This is a genomic window from Paenarthrobacter nitroguajacolicus, from assembly GCF_029952445.1.
Taxonomy (GTDB): Bacteria; Actinomycetota; Actinomycetes; order Actinomycetales; family Micrococcaceae; genus Arthrobacter; species Arthrobacter nitroguajacolicus_B.
Map to the genome: position 1 here is coordinate 1 of NZ_JAQPPK010000005.1, position 17,929 is coordinate 17,929.

14 protein-coding genes and 1 pseudogene are annotated in these 17,929 nt (G+C 64.2%); 6 read left to right on the top strand and 9 right to left on the bottom strand.

Annotation, left to right across the window (positions count from 1 at the left end; genetic code table 11):
• Positions 1–496 (bottom strand): annotated as a pseudogene (locus PJL15_RS04530) (hypothetical protein); the annotation flags it as partial.
• Between the two features lie 213 nt (positions 497–709).
• Between PJL15_RS04530 and PJL15_RS04535 the strand changes: the two are divergent.
• Together PJL15_RS04535 and hrpB are read left to right on the top strand one after the other, a co-directional pair.
• Positions 710–1,753: an NAD(P)-dependent alcohol dehydrogenase gene (locus tag PJL15_RS04535; protein ID WP_281450022.1), complete on the top strand. Its 1,044-nt coding sequence runs from the start codon at positions 710–712 to the stop codon at positions 1,751–1,753.
• 87 nt (positions 1,754–1,840) lie between these two features.
• The gene (gene hrpB / locus PJL15_RS04540; RefSeq protein ID WP_281450023.1) at positions 1,841–4,462 is read left to right on the top strand and encodes an ATP-dependent helicase HrpB; all 2,622 of its coding nucleotides are present in this window, start codon (positions 1,841–1,843) and stop codon (positions 4,460–4,462) included.
• 41 nt (positions 4,463–4,503) lie between these two features.
• Here hrpB and PJL15_RS04545 read toward each other — a convergent pair whose 3' ends face one another.
• Positions 4,504–6,138, bottom strand: a complete 1,635-nt coding sequence (locus tag PJL15_RS04545) for an amidohydrolase (RefSeq protein ID WP_281450024.1) — start codon at positions 6,136–6,138, stop codon at positions 4,504–4,506.
• On the bottom strand, positions 6,128–7,585 hold the full coding sequence (locus PJL15_RS04550; RefSeq protein WP_281450025.1) for an APC family permease: 1,458 nt from the start codon (positions 7,583–7,585) through the stop codon (positions 6,128–6,130). Before PJL15_RS04550 ends, PJL15_RS04545 begins: the two co-directional genes overlap by 11 nt.
• A gap of 149 nt (positions 7,586–7,734) precedes the next feature.
• Between PJL15_RS04550 and PJL15_RS04555 the strand changes: the two genes are divergently transcribed.
• The 3 genes from PJL15_RS04555 to PJL15_RS04565 all read left to right on the top strand — a co-directional run bounded on the left by PJL15_RS04555 (position 7,735) and on the right by PJL15_RS04565 (position 11,353).
• The gene (locus tag PJL15_RS04555) at positions 7,735–8,349 is read left to right on the top strand and encodes a TetR/AcrR family transcriptional regulator C-terminal domain-containing protein (RefSeq protein WP_281450026.1); all 615 of its coding nucleotides are present in this window, start codon (positions 7,735–7,737) and stop codon (positions 8,347–8,349) included.
• A complete protein-coding gene (locus PJL15_RS04560) occupies positions 8,346–9,080 on the top strand; it encodes a M50 family metallopeptidase (protein WP_281450027.1) in 735 nt (244 codons plus the stop codon). Before PJL15_RS04555 ends, PJL15_RS04560 begins: the two co-directional genes overlap by 4 nt.
• A gap of 170 nt (positions 9,081–9,250) precedes the next feature.
• The gene (locus PJL15_RS04565; protein ID WP_281450028.1) at positions 9,251–11,353 is read left to right on the top strand and encodes an elongation factor G-like protein EF-G2; all 2,103 of its coding nucleotides are present in this window, start codon (positions 9,251–9,253) and stop codon (positions 11,351–11,353) included.
• 2 nt (positions 11,354–11,355) lie between these two features.
• On the opposite strand, the gene PJL15_RS04570 is transcribed toward PJL15_RS04565, so the two are convergent.
• A complete protein-coding gene (locus PJL15_RS04570; RefSeq protein ID WP_281450029.1) occupies positions 11,356–12,021 on the bottom strand; it encodes an alpha/beta hydrolase family protein in 666 nt (221 codons plus the stop codon).
• A gap of 110 nt (positions 12,022–12,131) precedes the next feature.
• Here PJL15_RS04570 and ligD point away from each other — a divergent pair, with 110 nt between their 5' ends.
• Positions 12,132–13,157 carry a non-homologous end-joining DNA ligase gene (ligD, locus tag PJL15_RS04575; RefSeq protein ID WP_281450030.1) on the top strand — a complete coding sequence of 342 codons (1,026 nt, stop codon included), beginning with the start codon at positions 12,132–12,134 and terminating at the stop codon, positions 13,155–13,157.
• A gap of 33 nt (positions 13,158–13,190) precedes the next feature.
• Here the strand turns inward: ligD and PJL15_RS04580 are convergent, their stop codons facing one another.
• The 5 genes from PJL15_RS04580 to PJL15_RS04600 form a co-directional block, all read right to left on the bottom strand.
• Positions 13,191–13,811 (bottom strand): L-threonylcarbamoyladenylate synthase, encoded by a 621-nt coding sequence (locus PJL15_RS04580; protein WP_281450031.1) that lies wholly within the window; start codon positions 13,809–13,811, stop codon positions 13,191–13,193.
• A 20-nt stretch (positions 13,812–13,831) separates the two neighbouring features.
• Positions 13,832–14,698 (bottom strand): ABC transporter permease, encoded by an 867-nt coding sequence (locus PJL15_RS04585; protein WP_281450032.1) that lies wholly within the window; start codon positions 14,696–14,698, stop codon positions 13,832–13,834.
• Complete coding sequence (locus PJL15_RS04590) at positions 14,688–15,674, bottom strand: ABC transporter ATP-binding protein (RefSeq protein ID WP_281450033.1); 987 nt, start codon at positions 15,672–15,674, stop codon at positions 14,688–14,690. Before PJL15_RS04590 ends, PJL15_RS04585 begins: the two co-directional genes overlap by 11 nt.
• Before the next feature lie 9 nt (positions 15,675–15,683).
• Entirely contained in the window at positions 15,684–16,796 is a 1,113-nt protein-coding gene (locus PJL15_RS04595; RefSeq protein WP_432443794.1) for a LolA family protein, read from the bottom strand.
• A 74-nt stretch (positions 16,797–16,870) separates the two neighbouring features.
• Positions 16,871–17,809, bottom strand: a complete 939-nt coding sequence (locus PJL15_RS04600) for an N-acetylglucosamine kinase (protein WP_281450173.1) — start codon at positions 17,807–17,809, stop codon at positions 16,871–16,873.
• Positions 17,810–17,929 lie beyond the last annotated feature (120 nt).

Sequence of the window (17,929 nt, forward strand, 5' to 3'; positions counted from 1 at the left end):
CGCCAGACCCGGCCTGCCGCGCAGACCCGCCCGCCCGAGCTTCGGCCTGTGCGGCCTCCCGCCGGGTCCGCTCCACTGCCTGCGCCGCGACCACCTGCACGTACTCCAACTGCCGCGACAGATCCTCGACCCTGCCCGCGAAATCCGCGGCCTCAGCGAACCCAAACAACCGGGCATCCGCGGCAACCGAGGCACGCAACTCAGCCAACGCCTCCGACACATCGTCAAGGGAAGAGCCCACGGCCAAGGCAGGATCCTCATCAGCCCACATCGCCGCTCCCGGAGCCGCAGTTCCGGAACAAAACGCAGTTCCGGAACCAAACGCAGTCCCGGAACCAAACGGGGCCCCGGAACCAAACGTGGATTCGATGCCTAAAGCACGCCGTCGGCTGCCCACATCGCCGGACGGGAAGGCGCTGACTGTGGATGCGACGGACCGGGCGGGCGCGTCGGCGAGGCCGGCCTCCGCCCCGAATACGTGCCCGATTGCTTCCATACAAAGAGCCTGTCACGGCACCGCATCAATAGTTGGGGTCCATATGAGCTATGTGGAAAAGTCGGCGAAATCCTTTGCGTGGCACCTTCCACCGTGAGGACTTGTGGTTGCGGAGGGAGTTACTGCCATTACCCCTAACAGCAGTAACTCCTTACGTTCAGGTAAAGAGTGTTAGATGGAAACATCCGCTAAAGACAGAGACGCAGGAGAAACATGCCTACCGCTTCCGCATTTGCTTCACCCTCGGCCACGGGCGACCTGACCCTGACCACTATTGAACGCCGCGAGGTTGGCCCGAACGACGTCCATATTGACATCAAGTTCGCCGGCATCTGCCACTCAGACATCCACACCGTCCGCGGTGACTGGGGTCCGCAGCAGTACCCCCTGGTACCGGGCCACGAAATCGCAGGCATCGTCACAAAGGTCGGCTCCGAGGTCACCAAGCACAAGGTCGGCGACCGCGTCGGCGTCGGCTGCATGGTGAACTCCTGCAAGGAATGCAAGAACTGCCTGGCCGGTGAGGAACAGTACTGCCTCAAGGGCAACGTCGGCACCTATGGCGCCGTGGACCGCGACGGCACCATCACCCAAGGTGGCTACTCCAGCAATGTTGTAGTGAACGAAGACTTCGTGGTGACTATCCCTGAAGGTCTGGACCTCGATGTAGCTGCTCCGCTGCTATGCGCAGGCATCACGACGTTCTCCCCCCTTCACCACTGGGGCGCGGGTCCGGGCAAGAAGGTCGCCATTGTGGGCCTGGGCGGTTTGGGCCACATGGGCGTCAAGATCGCCCACGCCATGGGTGCCGACGTGACGGTTCTTTCGCAGTCACTGAAAAAGATGGAAGACGGCCTCAAGCTCGGTGCGGACCACTATTACGCAACCAGTGACCCCGCCACCTTCGAAGAGCTCGCCGGAACATTCGACCTCATCATCAATACCGTCAGCGCATCCATCGACATCAGCGCCTACTTGCAGTTGCTTACCCTGGACGGGACCCTTGTCAACGTCGGCGCCCCCGCCGAGCCGCTACCAGTGAACGCCTTTGCCCTGATCGGTGGCCGCCGTCGTTTTGCCGGTTCCATGATCGGTGGCATCCGCGAAACGCAGGAAATGCTGGACTTCTGTGCAGAGCATGGCCTCGGAGCGGAGATCGAGGTCATTCCGGCCAGCAAGATCAACGACGCCTACGAGCGCGTCCTTGCCTCGGACGTCCGCTACCGTTTTGTCATCGATGCCTCCACGATTGGCTAGGCACAACGGTTGAAGAGGCCGCGCTCCCACGGGGGGCGCGGCCTTTTCGCTGCCAGGAAGGTTCCAGAAACCAGCGACAATGGTTCGGTGACTTTCAGACTGGACACCATCGGCAGGGGACTGGTCTTCGCGGACTCCATTGGGAACCTCGCAGAGGCCCTCACGCAGCAGGGCGACGGCGGCGCTGCAGTCGTGCAGGCACCGCCCGGTACGGGCAAGACCACTTTGGTGCCTCCGCTGCTGGCGAATCTCGTCGAAAAGCAGCAGGTCGAACAGCAGCAGCCCGCCCAACCACGCGTCGTCGTCACGCAACCCCGGCGTGTGGCCGCCCGCTCTGCCGCGCGTCGACTCGCGGCGTTGGACGGAACCCGCATGGGTGGAAGGGTTGGCTACACCGTCCGTGGGGAAAGCAGAACCGGCCGGGACACGGTAGTCGAATTTGTCACGCCCGGCATTCTCTTGCGTCGGCTTCTCAGCGATCCTGGCCTTGAGGGCGTCCATGCCGTGGTCCTTGACGAGGTCCATGAGCGTGGCCTCGAATCCGATCTTCTGGTGGGCATGCTCGCAGAGGTCCGGGAACTCCGTGGGGACCTCATACTGGTGGCCATGTCGGCCACCCTCGACGCCCAACGGTTCGCCGCGTTGCTGGGAACGGCGGACGACGGCGGCAAGCCGGCTCCCGTCGTTGACTGCCCTTCGGCTCTGCATCCATTGGAGGTCCAGTGGCGCCCAGCGCGGGAGAACCGCCTGGACGAACGGGGAGTGGCGCGCACCTTCCTTGACCACGTTGCCCGGACCGCGGCGGCGGCCCATGCTGCAGCGCTGGCCGGCAACCCTGATGTGGATGCGTTGGTGTTCCTCCCGGGTGTCCGCGAGGTGTCCGACGTCGCTTCCCGCCTGCGGGCGGAGGTCCCAGGAGGCACTGAGGTTCTTGAGTTGCATGGCCAGGTCGGTCCGGAAGCCCAGGACAGGGCAGTATCGGGCCGCGAGCCCGGGGGCTCGCCGCGTATCATCGTGTCCACAGCCTTGGCAGAGTCGTCACTCACTGTTCCCGGAGTTCGCCTGGTCATCGATTCCGGGCTGTCCCGCGAACCACGCCGCGATGCGGGCCGCGGCATGTCGGGCCTTGTCACTGTGTCGTGTTCCCGGGCTTCGGCGGAGCAGCGCGCCGGGCGTGCTGCCAGGCAGGGTCCGGGCACCGTGGTCCGCTGCTACGACCAACGGGCGTTTGCCGCGGCGCCGGCTCATCAAACGCCGGAGATCCTGGCCGCCGACCTGACCGGTGCTGCGTTGGTTCTCGCGTGTTGGGGTTCGCCCGGTGGCCGGGGGCTGGCGCTGCCGGATGCCCCGCCCCTCGCCGGAATGAACGATGCCGTTGAAGTCCTCAGGGAACTCGGTGCCGTCTCGGAGGACGGAACAGCTACGGCCGTGGGAAGAATGTTGGCGCGCGTTCCTTCCGACCCGCGCCTTGCCAGGGCCTTGCTCGACGGGTCGTCAGTTGTTGGCAGGCGTGCCGCGGCCGAGACCGTGGCCCTCGTGGCGGGCGACCAGCGGGCACCCGGGGCGGACATCACCAAGCTGCTGGCTTTCCTCCGCTCCGGGTCTGATGCCGCCGCCCGTCGTTTCGCCGAGGACGTCCAGCGGATGGAATCGATCGCGCGGCAGGAAGCGGGCGCCGTCGTACCTGCTCCGGATGTCCACACGATCACCACAGGCGAGGCGCCCGGGTTCGTCGTGGCCCTGGCGTTCCCGGACCGTATGGCCAAACGCGTTCCGGGGGACGGCCCGGCCAACTATTTGCTGACGTCAGGGACTCGGGCCGGACTGCCTGCGGGAAGTTCCCTGTCCGGCCAGGAGTGGCTGGCAGTTGCTGAGGTGTCACGCGCGCAAGGTCGCGACGCCGCCGGCACCGGGGCGGTTATTCGCTCGGCGGCGCCGCTCACTGCTGAACTGGCCGAAGCTGCGGCTCCCCAGTTGCTGACCACAAAGGTGCACGCAGCGTTCAAGCAGGGTCGCGTGACCGCCAGGCTGGAACGGAGGCTGGGGGCGATTGTCCTCTCCTCCACACCGGTCCGCGCCACCGCTGAGTCCGGACGACTCGCCGTGGCCGATGCCCTGGGGAAAAGCGGCTTATCCATGCTCAACTGGTCAGCTGCCGCAGATGCGTTGCGGCGTCGGTTGGCGTTGCTGCATCGGGAGCTCGGCGCTCCCTGGCCCGACGTCACTGAAGCAGGGTTGCTGGCCAGGTTGGAGGAGTGGTTGGCACCGGAGTTGGAGGCCATGGCAACCGGCACAGCCTCGGCAGCCATCAATCTGGCCGAACCGCTGCGCCGCCTCCTGCCGTGGCCGGAAGCCAGTCGCTTGGATGCCCTTGTTCCCGAACGCCTGGAGGTTCCCAGTGGTTCGCTGGTCCGCCTCGACTATCCGGATGTGGACGACGACGGCGGTCGTCCCGTTGTGGCGGTCAAGTTGCAGGAGTGCTTTGGCTGGGACAGGACGCCCCGGCTGGTGGACGGCAGGGTTCCTGTCCTCTTTCACTTGTTGTCGCCAGCCGGCCGACCCCTGGCGGTCACTGACGATCTCACGTCCTTTTGGTCCGGACCATACGCACAGGTCCGGGCAGAGATGCGTGGACGCTACCCCAAGCATCCCTGGCCCGAAGACCCGTGGACGGCGCCTGCTACTGCCAGGACCAAAAACCGGATGTAGGCAAAACCCGGATGTAGGCAAAACCCAGGCAGCCCCCCCGGCTAGCCCAACCGGTCCAGCATGAACTGGATTTCCCCGTCCACGAACGTGCCCAGGACGCTGCTGGTGGCAAGTTCATCCGGAGCGGCGGTGAGCGGGTCGAGTTCGAAGGCCGTGAAGTCCGCCCGCTTGCCCACGGTGATCGACCCCGAAACTTCCCAAAGGCCCGCAGCTTTCGCAGCGTGGGAGGTGTAACCCTCGAGCGCTTGCAGCGCCGTCAGGGCCTGGGCCGGAGCAATGGGCTGCTGTTCGGGGTGGCCCGAGCGACGACGCAATTGAGCATCCGCCATGATCGGCAACGGCGGGAAGGGGGCGATCGGCCAATCCGAACCCATTCCCAGGACAACTCCGGTTTCACGAACGTCCCGGCATCGCCAGGCCCTGTCCGCCCGCACTGTGCCCAGCCTGGTGGACCAGTTGTCGCTGTGGTCTGCCAGTGAGTAGTGCGTGCAGTGGCTCGGTTGCATGCTTGCCACAACGCCCGAATCCTTGAAACGCGCAACGAGTTCGTCTGGCACGGTCTCGATGTGTTCGATCCTGTGGACGGTCCGCCGCAGCACATCAGCTGGGACAACGCCGCCCAGTGATTCCAGGGCCGCCAGTACATGGCTGACCCCGGCGTCGCCGATCGCGTGGGTCGCCGTTGGAATTCCGCGGGCTGCGAAGTAGCGGACGGCGGCTGAGTATTCCTCGGGCCGCGGCCAGAAAGGTGCCGTGGATTCGCCGTACATGTCCGGTTCGTAGAGCCAGGCTGTTCCGTTGTCCACCGTGCCGTCGACAAAGAGCTTGATGGCTTCAACGGACCAGCGGCGTCCGCCGGTGCCTATTGTCCGGGCGAGCTTCTTCCAGTCTGCTTCGGAGGTGCCGGGCATGCACCAGGGAGCTGAACGAAGCCTCAGAGGCAACTCGCCGTCGGCCTCCAATCCTTGAAACAGCTTTGCGGATTCATCGCTGTGATCCATGACGTGGCCCCCGGTGAGTCCCGATCTCGCGAAATCGCGAAGCAGGTCGGCCAACCTTTCCTTGCGTCGCGCGAAGGGCTCCTGGGGAATGTGGCGTTGCACCAATTCCATTGCCGCGGCTTCAAGCAGCAGGCCTGTAGGAACTCCGTCCCCGTCGCAGACCACTTCCGAGGCTTGCTCGAACTCGTACCTGCCGCGGACCCCTGCCAGCTCCAGCGCAAGGCTGTTCGCGACTGCGGAATGGCCATCAAACAGGCGGATCAGCGCCGGCTTGCCGCCGCTGACGTCATCCAGCACGCTGCGGTGCAAAGGCACGGAGCCGAAAGCGTTTGGATTCAGGCCCCAGCCACGCAACCAGTCGCCGTCGTTCGCTGCCTGGGCGGTCAGGAGCCGCCGGACTTCGTCCAGCGTTGCCGCGCCCGAAAGGTCGACGCCGATGGTGAGGTCCAGGCCAAACACCGGATGCATGTGGCAGTCAACCAGGCCCGGCGTCAGCGTCGCGCTGCCGAGGTCCACCACACGGGTGCCCGCTTGGCGCCACTCCTGGGCATCCGCGCGGCTTCCGACGGCGGTTACCGTGCCGCCGCTGACGGCAACGGCCTGGACGGGCTCATGCTGCGGGTTCCCGTCCAGAGTGTGGATGGTGTCTGCAAGGACGATCAGGTCAGGAGTCATGGGTTTCGAAGCTTCCAATCCGGGCGAAGACGTCGGGGCGGGCTGTTCGCAAGCGGCGGGCGATCAGCAGGCCGACAAGGAAAACAATGGGGGTAACAGCCAGGAGGATGGCGTTGGTGAGGGAATCCGCAAAGGTGAGGAGTTCGATGTTGATGGCGATCAGAGCCACCACTCCGAACAAGAGGACGGCCGAGGCGATGCTCACGGGCAGGAGCAGCCGGTTGGTCACGGCGGCAGGATTGCGGCGCAGGTACACGAACGCGGCCACCGAGACCAGGCCTTGGAGGGCTACGATCCCGACAATGCCGGGCGTGTTGACCCAAATCAGCAAGTGTTTGTACGGGTCGGCATTGGCGATCGCGCAGATCAGGATGACGACGGCGGCCAGGACAGTCTGGATCTGCCCGGCGCGGTGGGGTGATTTGTACTTGGGGTGGGTCCTGGCCAGGAATGTCGGGAGGATGCCGTCCTTGGCAAGCATGTAGACGTAGCGGTTGATGGCGTTGTGGAAGGCCAGCTGCGAGGCATAAACGCTGGTGACGATCAGCAGGTACATCACTACCTCGGCCCACGGGCCGACGTACTGGTTGATCGTGGCGAAGAACATTCCATCGGCCAGTTGCCCGGCGGCAGTCACGACGTTTCCGTTGCCGTAGGCCTGGATGACTGTCCACACAATGAAGGCATAGAACACGGACATGAATCCCACAGCGATGTAGGTGGCCCGGGGGACCGACTTGTCCGGATCCCGGGCTTCACGCCGGTAGAGGACGGTGGATTCAAAGCCCATGAACGCCGCGAAGCAGATGGCAAGGATGGCCAGGACGCCGGGCGTGAAGGCGTGCTCGGGGGCGAAGGAATCAAAGCTGATGCCTTCGGCGCCGCCGTGCGCCAGGATTCCTGCGCCCATGATGGCGAGGATCGCCGTCTCTGCGATGAGCAGTACGCCCAGGACTTTGGCCCCGACGTCGATGCCGCGGTACCCGAGGAACCAGACGGCCGCGATGGCCACCAAGGCGACCAGGGGCCAGGGAACGTCCAGTCCGAAGAGAGTCCGAAGCATGGCTTGGGTCTGCACCGCGAAGAGACCGTAAACCCCGATTTGCAGGCAGTTGTAAGACACTATCGCCAGGATTGCCGAGGCGAGGCCCACCGTTTTGCCCATGGCCAGGGTGATGTAGGTGTAGAAGCCGCCGGCGGCTTTGACGTGTTTGGTCATTGCCATGAAAGCTGCGGCGAAGACCAGAAGCACCGCGCCGGCGATGACGTAGCCCATGGGGGCGCCTATGCCCCCGATTCCTATGGCTACCGGGGCCACGCCGGCCATGACGGTGAGGGGGGCTGCTGCGGAGATCACCAGGAAGGCGATGCCGCCGGTGCCCAGGGCGTTCCGTTTGAGCCCATTTCCGGCCTCGGATGTTGGAGGTCGGGTTTCGAGGTCTGACATGAGGATCCTATTGGGGGTGGGAAGTATGTGGTAAATGACATTAAGCGAAAGGCTTTCGTTTATCGTAAGGCGTTGTGATTCGCGGCACAATACCTTCGGCGTAACTTCTGGCTAGAGTCGTAACATCAACCTTGAATGGAGTACCCCGAATGGCACGCCCGCTGGTCCCGCTGATATCCATCGACGCACTCGTCACCGCCGCCTTGGAGTTGGTGGACGAGGCAGGGGACTTCAGCCTGCCCAAACTGGCCAAAAGGATCGGCGTCAGCCAGTCCTCCATCTATAACCACGTCAGCGGACGCGAAGAAATCCTTGAACTCATGCGGGGCCGCATCATTTCCGAGAGCCCCTACGAAATCAGGGGCGGCGACTGGGAGGCCGCCCTTCGAACCATTGTGCGCAGCTACCGGGACGCCTTCGCCCGGCACCCCAGGCTCGCACCCCTCCTGGTACTCCAGACTGTCCAGGACCACCAGGTCCTGGCCCTTTACGAGAACCTGGCGGTGGCATTGGAATCCGCCGGTTTCCGGGGCCGGGACGTACTGTCCGCCATCTCCACCATCGACAGTTTCGCCTTGGGTTTCGCCTTGGACCTGGCAGCTCCCGATGTGGTCTGGGCGCCGCCGTCGGAGGGGTTCCCGGCCCTTGCCAGCGCCTTGTCCAACGCAGGACCTGCTGACGAGCGCGGCGAAGCGGCGTTCGAATTCGGCCTGGAGATCCTCATCGCGGGCTTGCATTCCCTGCTCCGGTCCACGGTTCTGTGAACCTTCTGCAAACGTGGTGGGATGCGGTTGTCCGCGGCTTCACCCAGAGCCACACCACCGTTGTGCCCTTGCCGGTCCTGCTTGGCATCATTGCCTGTGCCGTGATCCTCAGCATCCCCCGGGCCACCTGGCGTTGGTTCGGCCTCTATGTCACATTCGTCCACGAGCTGGGCCACGCCTACGCGGCGTTGATGACCGGCAGGTTTGTCCACGGACTCAGGATCGGCCTTGACCACTCCGGACGCCTGGTCAGCAGCGGCAGGAGTGCCTTTGGCGCCGCCTGGTCCGGCTTCTGGGGGTATCCGGCCCCGGCTTTGGTGGGACTGTGCCTGATTGCCGCAGTCAGTGCAGGGCGGTCCGGGGCTGCCATGTCGGTGGGAGCACTGGTGCTGCTGGTGTCGCTGGTTTTCCTGCGGAACCTGACAGGGATATTGGTGGCAGTGGCCAGTGCGGTCATTGCGCAGCTCCTGGTTCTCTTCGCCACCCCGACTGTGGTCAACTACGCGGTGTTGGCCCTTGGGGTCGCACTGTCCGTGGGAGGAGTGCGCGACCTCTTCAAACTTGCTGCCGTCCACACAAAGCGCCGTGAACGGCTGACGGCATCCGACGCCTTCATCCTGGGCCGTACCACCGGGGTCCCCGCGTTCGTTTGGCTCTCCGGATTTGCCATGGTTATTGCCGCCTGCGCGGCCGCGTCCGTCTGGTTGTTGTGGGGGATGCTCACCGTTTAGCCCGGCGTCGGAAGGAGCCAGGGACCCACGACGGCGCCGGCCTGGGTTTGGTGGCTGCAGGCACTTGCCCTGTGGTCGCCTCAGGGTGTCCAATCCTCTTTAACATTCGGATTTTCGGGTTCGAACCCACGAGCGTTCGGACTCCCTCGCCGGAAGACCAGGAGGCGTCCATGTCTGCAAAGGGCACGCGCGAAGAGGCAAAGGGGACGGGCTCCACTGCCAACGAAACCAGGCGCAGCGACAACAGTGCCGCCTTGACGGCCCTGGATCCCGGCAAGCTTCGAAATGTGGCGCTGGTGGGGCATTCAGGTTCGGGCAAGTCGATGCTGGTGGAAGCACTTCTCGCGGCAACGGGAGCCATCACGAGGATGGGCTCCATCAGCGAAGGCACCACAGTCAGTGACTCCGATCCCTCAGCCATCCATCAACAACGCTCGGTCACGCTGTCGGTGGCACCAATCATGGTTGGTGATGTCAAGGTCAATCTGATCGACACTCCGGGCTACACCGACTTCACCGGCGAATTGCGAGCTGGTTTGAGGGCCGCAGACGCGGCCCTTTTTGTTGTCTCAGCCGTGGACGGTATTGACGGCGCCACCACCGCACTCTGGAACGAGTGCGCGAAGATCCGGCTGCCGCGGGCCGTAGTGGTCAGCAAACTTGACCATCCCCGCGCCGACTTCAGCGCCGCCGTCGAGCGTTGCCGGGAAGCCTTCGGAGAATCGGTCCTCCCGCTATACCTTCCCGCGCCTGGAAACGCCGGCCTCATTGCCGTGCTCGCTGGCGGCATGGAGGGTCAGGAGCCGGGCCCGGATGTGGAAGCGGCACGAGAGCCGCTGCTGGAAGGAATCATCGCCGAGAGCGAGGACGAAACCCTCATGGACCGGTATCTGGGCGGTGAAGAACTTCCACTGGCCGATCTCGTGAAGGACCTGGAAACCGCTGTGGCGCGCGGCAGTTTCTTTCCCGTGATGCCCGCCTCGGCCGAAACCGGACTGGGCCTGCCGGAACTCATGGCCCTTCTGACTGACGCCCTTCCTTCGCCCCTGGAAGGGACACTGCCTGCAGCCATGACCCTGGAGGGTTCCTCGCTGAAACCCCTCGAATGCGATCCGAACGGCCGCCTTGCCGGCGAAATCGTACGGACCACAGTGGATCCTTTCCTCGGCCGGGTGTGCTTGGTCCGGGTATTCTCAGGGACCCTGCGTGAAGATTCATCGATCCATATCGGCGGCAGGGGACTGGCTGACAGGGGCCACGAGGATCACGACGCCGACGAACGCGTCACCCACCTCTATTCGCCGGTGGGGTCCAGCCTCAAAGCCGTGCCGCAGTGCATCGCCGGTGACATCTGCGCCATCAGCAAACTGGCCAGCGCCGAGACCGGCGATACGGTGTCAGACCGCGGGTCCCCGCTCCTGATCGAAACCTGGAACATGCCGGAACCCTTGATGCCGATCGCCATCGAGGGCGCCTCACGCAGCGACGAGGATGCGTTGGCCAAGAGCATTGGAAAGGTGGCGGCAGCTGACCCGACGCTCAGGCTGGAGCGCAATCCGGATACCCATCAGCTGATCCTGTGGTGCATGGGAGAGGCGCATGCCGAGGTGATCATGGACCGCCTGCGAAACCAAGGGGTTAAGTTGCAGACGGTGGACATCATCACGCCCCTGCGGGAGACGTTTGCCAGTAAGGCCACCGGTCACGGGCGCCATGTCAAGCAATCGGGTGGCCATGGCCAGTTCGCCATTTGCGACATTGAGGTGGAGCCGCTGGGTCGCGGGGAAGGGTTCGCGTTCACGGACAAGATCGTCGGGGGCGCCATTCCGGCAACGTTTGTCACGTCCGTCGAAAAGGGAGTGCGTGCGCAAATGCTCAAAGGAGTTTCGGACGGATTCCCGGTGGTGGACATCAAAGTCACCTTGGTCGGTGGCAAGACCCACAGTGTTGACTCTTCGGATGCCGCTTTCCAGGCAGCCGGTGCCTTGGCACTGCGGGAGGCTGCGGCCGCTGCGAAAATCCAACTCCTTGAACCAGTGTCCTCTGTGGTGATCAGCGTCCCCGACGAGTACGTTGGGGCCGTCATGAGCGATCTGTCGGCACGGAGGGGGCGGGTGAATGGAACCGACGCCGCCGAAGGCGAAGGGACAGAGATCCTTGCGGAAGTGCCGGACCAGGAACTGGTTCGGTATGCCCTCGAACTGCGTGCCTTGACAGCGGGCACAGGACATTTCCGGAGATCGTTCCTTCGCCACGAGCCACTGCTGAAATAGGATCAGGCGCCGGCCCGAAGGAACTCAGCAACTGCAGGCGCCAGGGATGCCCCCACCTCCGCCGCGCTCCGTTTCATGCCCTTGACGGCAAACGAATGGTCGCCGCCCTCGCACCATTGGAGTTTCGCCGTCGGCCCGATCCGACCCACCACTGCCTCCAGGATTTCAGGGGTGGCAAAGGTATCCCTCGTGCCCTGCAGGAACAGCATCGGTACGGTAACCCCATAAAGGTGTTCGTCCCGGAGTTTCTCCGGCTTGCCCGGGGCATGCAGCGGATAGCCAAGGTAGACCAGTCCCTGTGCAGGCATGCCTTCGGCCACGGCCATGGATGCCATGCGGCCGCCGAATGATTTGCCTCCAGCCCACAACGGTCCGCCGTCCGTAAGTTCCGCCGCTGCCTCCATCACAGCCCGCCAGGTGGCGATTGCCAGGGGCGGACGGTCCGGGAAGCGACGCCCGGCTTCACGGTAGGGGAAGTTGAAGCGAAGGGTCGCGACGCCCTCTTCAGCCAGGGCCGCTGCGAATCCCTGCAGAAAGGGGTGTTCCATTCCTGCCCCTGCGCCGTGTGCCAGTACCAGGGTGGCAACGGGGTGCTCCGGACAGAGATACAACGCCGATACCTTCGTATCGGAGACAGGGACGCTCAGGGACTTCTCAGCTGTGGGCATGTACCCATCATTACCCACCCGGGCCCTGGGAAAGGAGCCATTGTGAAACACCCCGGCGAATTACGCCCCGGGTGCTGACGCGATACGCCATTCCGGGGTAGCTTGTGCCCATGGCGAATGAAGCAACCACTGTTACCGTTCCCGGTCCAAACGGCCCACGCGAGGTCAGGATTTCAAGCCCCAGCCGTGTCATGTGGCCGGAGGCGGGGCTGACCAAGCTCGATCTCGCCAACTACCTCATCGATGTAGGCGAGGCTTTTGTCACCGCCAACGGAAACCGGCCCATTAGCCTCCAAAGGTACTCGGGAAGCATCGACGGAGACATGTTCTTTTCAAAGAACCCACCCAAGGGTGCCCCGGACTACGTCCACGCAGTCACTGTGACCTATCCCAGCGCGCGGGCTCATCCACAGCTGGTCATCGACGAACCCGCAGCCGCAGTGTGGGCCGCGCAGATGAATACGGTGGTGTTCCACCCCTGGGCCTCCCGGGCCAACGATCCCGACAATCCGGACCAGCTGAGAATCGATCTGGATCCCCAGCCAGGAACCGATTTCGATGACGCCATTCCTGCTGCCCTGGAACTTCGTACCGTCCTGGAAGAGGCAGGACTGGCCGCGTTCATCAAGACATCGGGCAACCGGGGGCTGCACGTGTACGCCCCCATCCATCCCAAGCACGAATTCCTCGAGGTCCGCCACGCCGTGATCGCGGCCGGACGCGAACTTGAGCGCCGGATGCCGGACAAAGTCACCACGGCCTGGTGGAAGGAGGAGCGCGGAACCAGGATCTTCGTGGATTTCAACCAGGCCAACCGGGACCGCACCATCGCCGGAGCCTACAGCCCGCGGGCTGTACCCACGGCGCAGGTTTCCTGCCCCTTGGCCTGGGAGGAGTTGGAGAACGCCGACCCCGCAAAGTACACCATCACTACCGTCCCTGACCGGCTGAAGAAGGTGGGGGATCCGTGGGCAACCATGCACGAGAATCCAGGCGACATCGATGTGCTGCTCAAGTGGTGGGAACGGGACGTCAAGAACGGCCAGGGTGAAATGCCGTTCCCGCCCGAATTTCCCAAGATGCCCGGCGAGCCCATGCGCGTTCAGCCGAGCCGGGCCCGCAAACAGGAAGAGTAGGCCTCGCTGTCCCGGCGGCTCGTGGTGGGGTTCCTACTCGAAACGTGAAGGATCGCCCGTCCCGCGCCGTACCACCTCGGCCACACCGCTGGAGAAATCGATCACGGTGGTGGGTTCGGAGCCTGTGTCCCCGGCATCGATCACGCCGTCCACCTGGTTGTCCAATCGTTCCTTGATTTCCCAGCCCTGGGTCAGTGGTTCTTCCTCATCCGGGAGCAGGAGGGTGCTGGAGAGCAGGGGCTCTCCCAGTTCCGCCAGAAGCGCCTGGACTACCTTGTGGTCCGGGATGCGGACACCCACCGTCTTCTTTTTCGGGTGCAACAGCCGCTTGGGAACCTCCCGGGTAGCCGGAAGGATAAAGGTATAGCTGCCAGGCGTGACAGCTTTGATGCTCCTGAAGATGTCGTTGTCCAACATGACGAACTGCCCCATCTGGGCAAAGTCCTTGCAGACAAGGGTGAAATGGTGTTTGTCGTCCAGGTGCCGGATAGTCCGGATCCGGTCCAGCGCTTCCCGGTTGCCCACTTGGGCGCCCAAGGCGTAGCAGGAGTCGGTGGGGTAGGCGATCAACCCGCCCTCGCGGAGCATATTGACCACTTGGCCAATGGCGCGGGGTTGGGGGTCTTCCGGATGAACGTCAAAGAATCTGGCCATGGGAAGAGCCTACGACAAAGCTAGGACAAGACGTCCTTGTTGGAGAATTTCGCGTAGGCCAATGCGCCGCACACCGCTATGTACCCGGCCTGCAGCAGTGCGTTGTCACCGAACGCCGTCCACCCGATCGGTTGCCGCAGCAGATCAGCAAATCCCAACCAGTGGTGGCTGAACAGCCAAGGGTGCAGCCAGTCCAGTTGCGGAAGGTTGTCCAGCACCTGTGAGACAACGGAGAGGACAATGGTGGCGGCCATGGCGCCCACCGGCACGTCGGTGAAGGTTGAGATCAAGAGCCCGATGGCACCCAACCCCATCAGCGAAACCGTGATGTAGGCCGCGATCAGAAGCGACCTCAAAACCGATTCGCCCACACTGATGGTGTCTCCGGAGAGCAGCGTCACCGGTCCCACAGGAAAAAGCACGACGCCGGCCAGGGCACCTGACGCTGCCACTGTTGCCGTAGCAGCAATACAGAAAGCCAAGATCCCGGCATACTTCACCACCAGCAGCCGAACCCGACCTGCAGGTGCCAGCAGGAGGTACCTCAACGTGCCAAGGTTCGCTTCCCCTGCGATCGTGTCTCCCGCGACCACCCCTATGGTGAGCGGAAGGAACAACGGCACGCACACCACCAGCGCCGTGACCGCCACGAACAGGCCGTTCTGGGTGATCCTGTCCAGAAACAGCGGTCCACGGCCGGGGGCTGTGGGCCGGGACGAGAGCTTCACGGCAACTGCAATCAGGACGGGCACGGCGGCCAAGGCGATAAGCATCGCCCACGTGCGTAGCCTTCGAAACAAGACGGACAGTTCCGAGGCGAGGAGCGCCCATCCTGCCCGCGGGCGGGCAGTGGCGGCTACAGACGGGCCAACGGTTTCAGCCGGCAACGTCGAACCCCTCTCCGGTCAAGGACACGAAGCGCTCTTCCAGGCTTGCGTTTTCTACGGTGAAGCCCCGCACGCGGACGCCTTCTGCCACAAGGGCAGCGACAATTGCCTCCGGGGCCACGCCGTTGAGACCGGCGCCTGCCAGGGTGCCCGCTTCACGCTGCGCCACCCCTGTTTCCGGGACCAGCCCCAGGCGCGACAGAACGCCGACGGCCTTGCCGACGTCGGGCGTTTGAATGATCACACGTGACTCTCCGCCCGAACGCAGCTCGTCCAATGGCCCCTGGGCCACCAGCCGGCCGGCGCTCATAATGCCTGCGTGCGTACACATCTGCTCAACTTCGGCCAGGAGGTGGCTGGAGACGAAGACGGTCGTCCCGCCCGCGGCGAGCGATCGAACCAGGCTCCGGACTTCGCGCGTGCCTTGTGGGTCCAGTCCGTTGGTCGGTTCGTCCAGGACCAGCAATTCACGTGGTCGCAGCATCGCGTTAGCCAGGCCGAGGCGCTGCTTCATGCCCAGTGAGTAGGCGCGGACCTTCTTTCCTGCAGCATGGCCCAGTCCCACCCTTTCCAAGGCATCGTGGACCCTTTGCCGCCTGGTTGAGGACGCTGCATGCCGGTCCGCCGAGTCCAAGCGCATGAGGTTTCCCGCGCCGCTGAGGAAGGGGTAGAAGCCCGGACCCTCCACCAGCGCGCCGACATCCGGCAAAACAGAGGCCAACGACTGTGGCATCTTCCTGCCCAGGACGTTGATGTCACCGCCGTTGGCTGTGGCGAGGCCCAGAAGCAGCCGGATGGTGGTGGTCTTACCGGAGCCGTTCGGCCCGAGGAAGCCAAAGACCGATCCCCGCGGCACTGCCAGATCGATGCCGTCGACGGCCGCCCGATGCCCGAAGCGCTTCACCAGGCCACGGGTTTCGATGGCAAGGCCGTACCGGGGACCCGGGTGGGTTTCCTGGTGGGCGGGTTCTGTCACGTGGCTCCGTCACTGGGCCGGGGAGATGGGCTGCAGGGCCGCTGACTGGAGCCGGTCCAAAGGCACCATGCCCGCGTAGACGCGGCCGTCGTCGAGTATCAGCACGCTGAGCAAAGACGTCGTCAATGCGTGGCCGCCGGTAACGGGTTGAAGTGCCTGCGACAATTGCGGGTTGGAGGTGAGCCCTGCCGGGGCAGCCCCTGCCGGAAGCGCTATCACGGCGTCCCAGCGTTTGCCTGTGACCGACGCCCCGTGGTCGGTTTTGGCCGCGTGGACACCAGGGGCAGGCAGTTCCTTGGTAGCAACCGGCATTGCGGGAATGGCCTGCTCTGTGACCGTTGAACCTGCTGGCGGCGTGAATTCAAACAGCGAAGCGTCCGGCGTGGACAAGTCCAGCTGCGTGTAAGCCAGGGTGTAGGCAGGCTCAGCCTGTCCCTTGGCCCTGACTTCGACGCCCAGCGGGAAGCCGGTTTCGGAATCGACGTCGATCACAACCGATTCCACCAAGGTATCGGCGCTGCGGGGGTTCAGGAGAAGGCGGTAGGCGCTGCGGCCGGCCACGGTGGCTGAATCAGCCACACTCACCTCGGTGCTGGCGTCAATAGCTGCGAGGAAACGGGAGGCCATTGCCTCGGGAGTGGGCATGTCCGGGCGGGGGAGAGTGGACGGCCGGGACTCGTTGGGGCCTGCTGCGGACGGCGACGGGACGCTCAGGTGGGTAGCGCTGTTGTCTGCAGAGTTATAGAACCACGCGTCCCCGCCGTTGAGCACGAGGTCACGCTCCGCCATCGGGTCCAGGATCTGCACGCGCGCCTTGGACGGGCCATCGACGTATACGCGGGCGGTGTGTGAGCCTGTCAGGAATTCCAAGGCGGACACAGGGCCGGGGGCGACGCCCGGGCCGGTCGTGGGAATTTGTGGAAGTCCGAGCTCTGCGTTTTGTTCCACGGTCCCGGACAGTTCGCGAACCTGCGTGCTGGCTATCATCGCAAGGATTTCGTCAGCGGTCTTGGGCGGGAGGGAGCCGGAGGCGCCCGCTTGTACGGCACCAAACAGCACGGCCATGCCCATGGCAAGGCTTATCAGGAGAGCTGGCAGCCACCGTTGCCTGGCCCGGGTCATTTTTACCGGCCGCCGCACATCAAAGGCATGAATCCAGACTACTCCCGTTGCCTGCGGGGATCACCCGCAGCGCATTACTGCTGGATCAGTCGACGGGCGAGCTTGACCGCTCCGAAGACGGGGGCCTGGGGGAGGATGCTGATCAGGGAAGGATCCTCCAGGGACATTTTCCGGGCGACGGCGGCGGCAAGCTGGCTCTGGTTGACCAGCAGCGCTCCGGCCATGACCAAGGGAAGGTCCAATCCGAGTTCGCCCAGCACTTGCCGGGCCAAGGACGCCAGGGAGTGCGCAGCCTCGGCCTGGATCCGCAGCGCCGCAGGGTCACCGTCGATTGCCAAATCGAGGACGAGCGGGGCCAGGCCTGCCCAATGGTCGGGTTCCGGTTTTGCATAGAAGAAGTCCATGAGTTGCAAGGCATCCACGCTTGCCGTCGCGGCCATCAGCGACTGGACCAGCGGACCTGGTTCGAGCCCGGCGTAATACTCGCGAAGGGCCTCGCGAACGGCGTCGCGAACCACCGAGTATCCGCCGCCTTCGTCTCCGAGCAGGTAGCCGTATCCACCACTGCGCGCTTCGCGTCCTTCGCGGTTCCTGCCCCAGGCGACCGAACCCGTTCCCGCCACCAGGACCACCCCTGCCTCCAGGCCTGCCGCGGCGAGGATGATGCGGGTGTCATGGACTACTTCGATCCTGGCGCCAGGGAAATGTTCTGAGAGGAGTGCTGACAAAACGGCACGGCTCGCGGGGGTATCGGCTCCGGCAGCTCCGGCACAAACCGCTTCAACGCCGCCGCCCACACGGGCCGCAATCCGTCGCAGCACGGCGTCGGCCCCTTGGTGCCCTACGGAAGACAGGTTGGCGCGTGCCTCTGTGATCTCCAACCGCAGGTCGCTGTCCGCGCCGGGCCCGCGGGCGCCGGAGAGGACCGCGTGGGTTTTGGAGCCACCGATATGGAGCCCCAGGACCACCGGGGCAGCGGTCGGGCCCCCATGCTTATTCCCGGCCTGCTGCATTTCCTCCACCTGACGTCCCTTCGTCGCGGACCAAGCTGATCAACACTGGCCATGATAAAGATAGGCCTTGAAAAGCTTGGCCTTGGTAAACATTGGCATAGACCAATCACCTTGTCTACA

What these genes read in the sequence shown, in the direction of transcription:
- PJL15_RS04535 (WP_281450022.1), top strand. Translation starts at nt 710, where the DNA reads ATGCCTACCGCTTCCGCATTTGCTTCACCCTCGGCCACGGGCGACCTG.
- PJL15_RS04565 (WP_281450028.1), top strand. Translation starts at nt 9,251, where the DNA reads ATGTCTGCAAAGGGCACGCGCGAAGAGGCAAAGGGGACGGGCTCCACT.
- PJL15_RS04545 (WP_281450024.1), bottom strand. Translation starts at nt 6,138, where the DNA reads ATGACTCCTGACCTGATCGTCCTTGCAGACACCATCCACACTCTGGAC.
- PJL15_RS04555 (WP_281450026.1), top strand. Translation starts at nt 7,735, where the DNA reads ATGGCACGCCCGCTGGTCCCGCTGATATCCATCGACGCACTCGTCACC.
- PJL15_RS04570 (WP_281450029.1), bottom strand. Translation starts at nt 12,021, where the DNA reads ATGCCCACAGCTGAGAAGTCCCTGAGCGTCCCTGTCTCCGATACGAAG.
- ligD (WP_281450030.1), top strand. Translation starts at nt 12,132, where the DNA reads ATGGCGAATGAAGCAACCACTGTTACCGTTCCCGGTCCAAACGGCCCA.
- PJL15_RS04595 (WP_432443794.1), bottom strand. Translation starts at nt 16,796, where the DNA reads ATGACCCGGGCCAGGCAACGGTGGCTGCCAGCTCTCCTGATAAGCCTT.
- PJL15_RS04600 (WP_281450173.1), bottom strand. Translation starts at nt 17,809, where the DNA reads ATGCAGCAGGCCGGGAATAAGCATGGGGGCCCGACCGCTGCCCCGGTG.
- PJL15_RS04550 (WP_281450025.1), bottom strand. Translation starts at nt 7,585, where the DNA reads ATGTCAGACCTCGAAACCCGACCTCCAACATCCGAGGCCGGAAATGGG.
- PJL15_RS04580 (WP_281450031.1), bottom strand. Translation starts at nt 13,811, where the DNA reads ATGGCCAGATTCTTTGACGTTCATCCGGAAGACCCCCAACCCCGCGCC.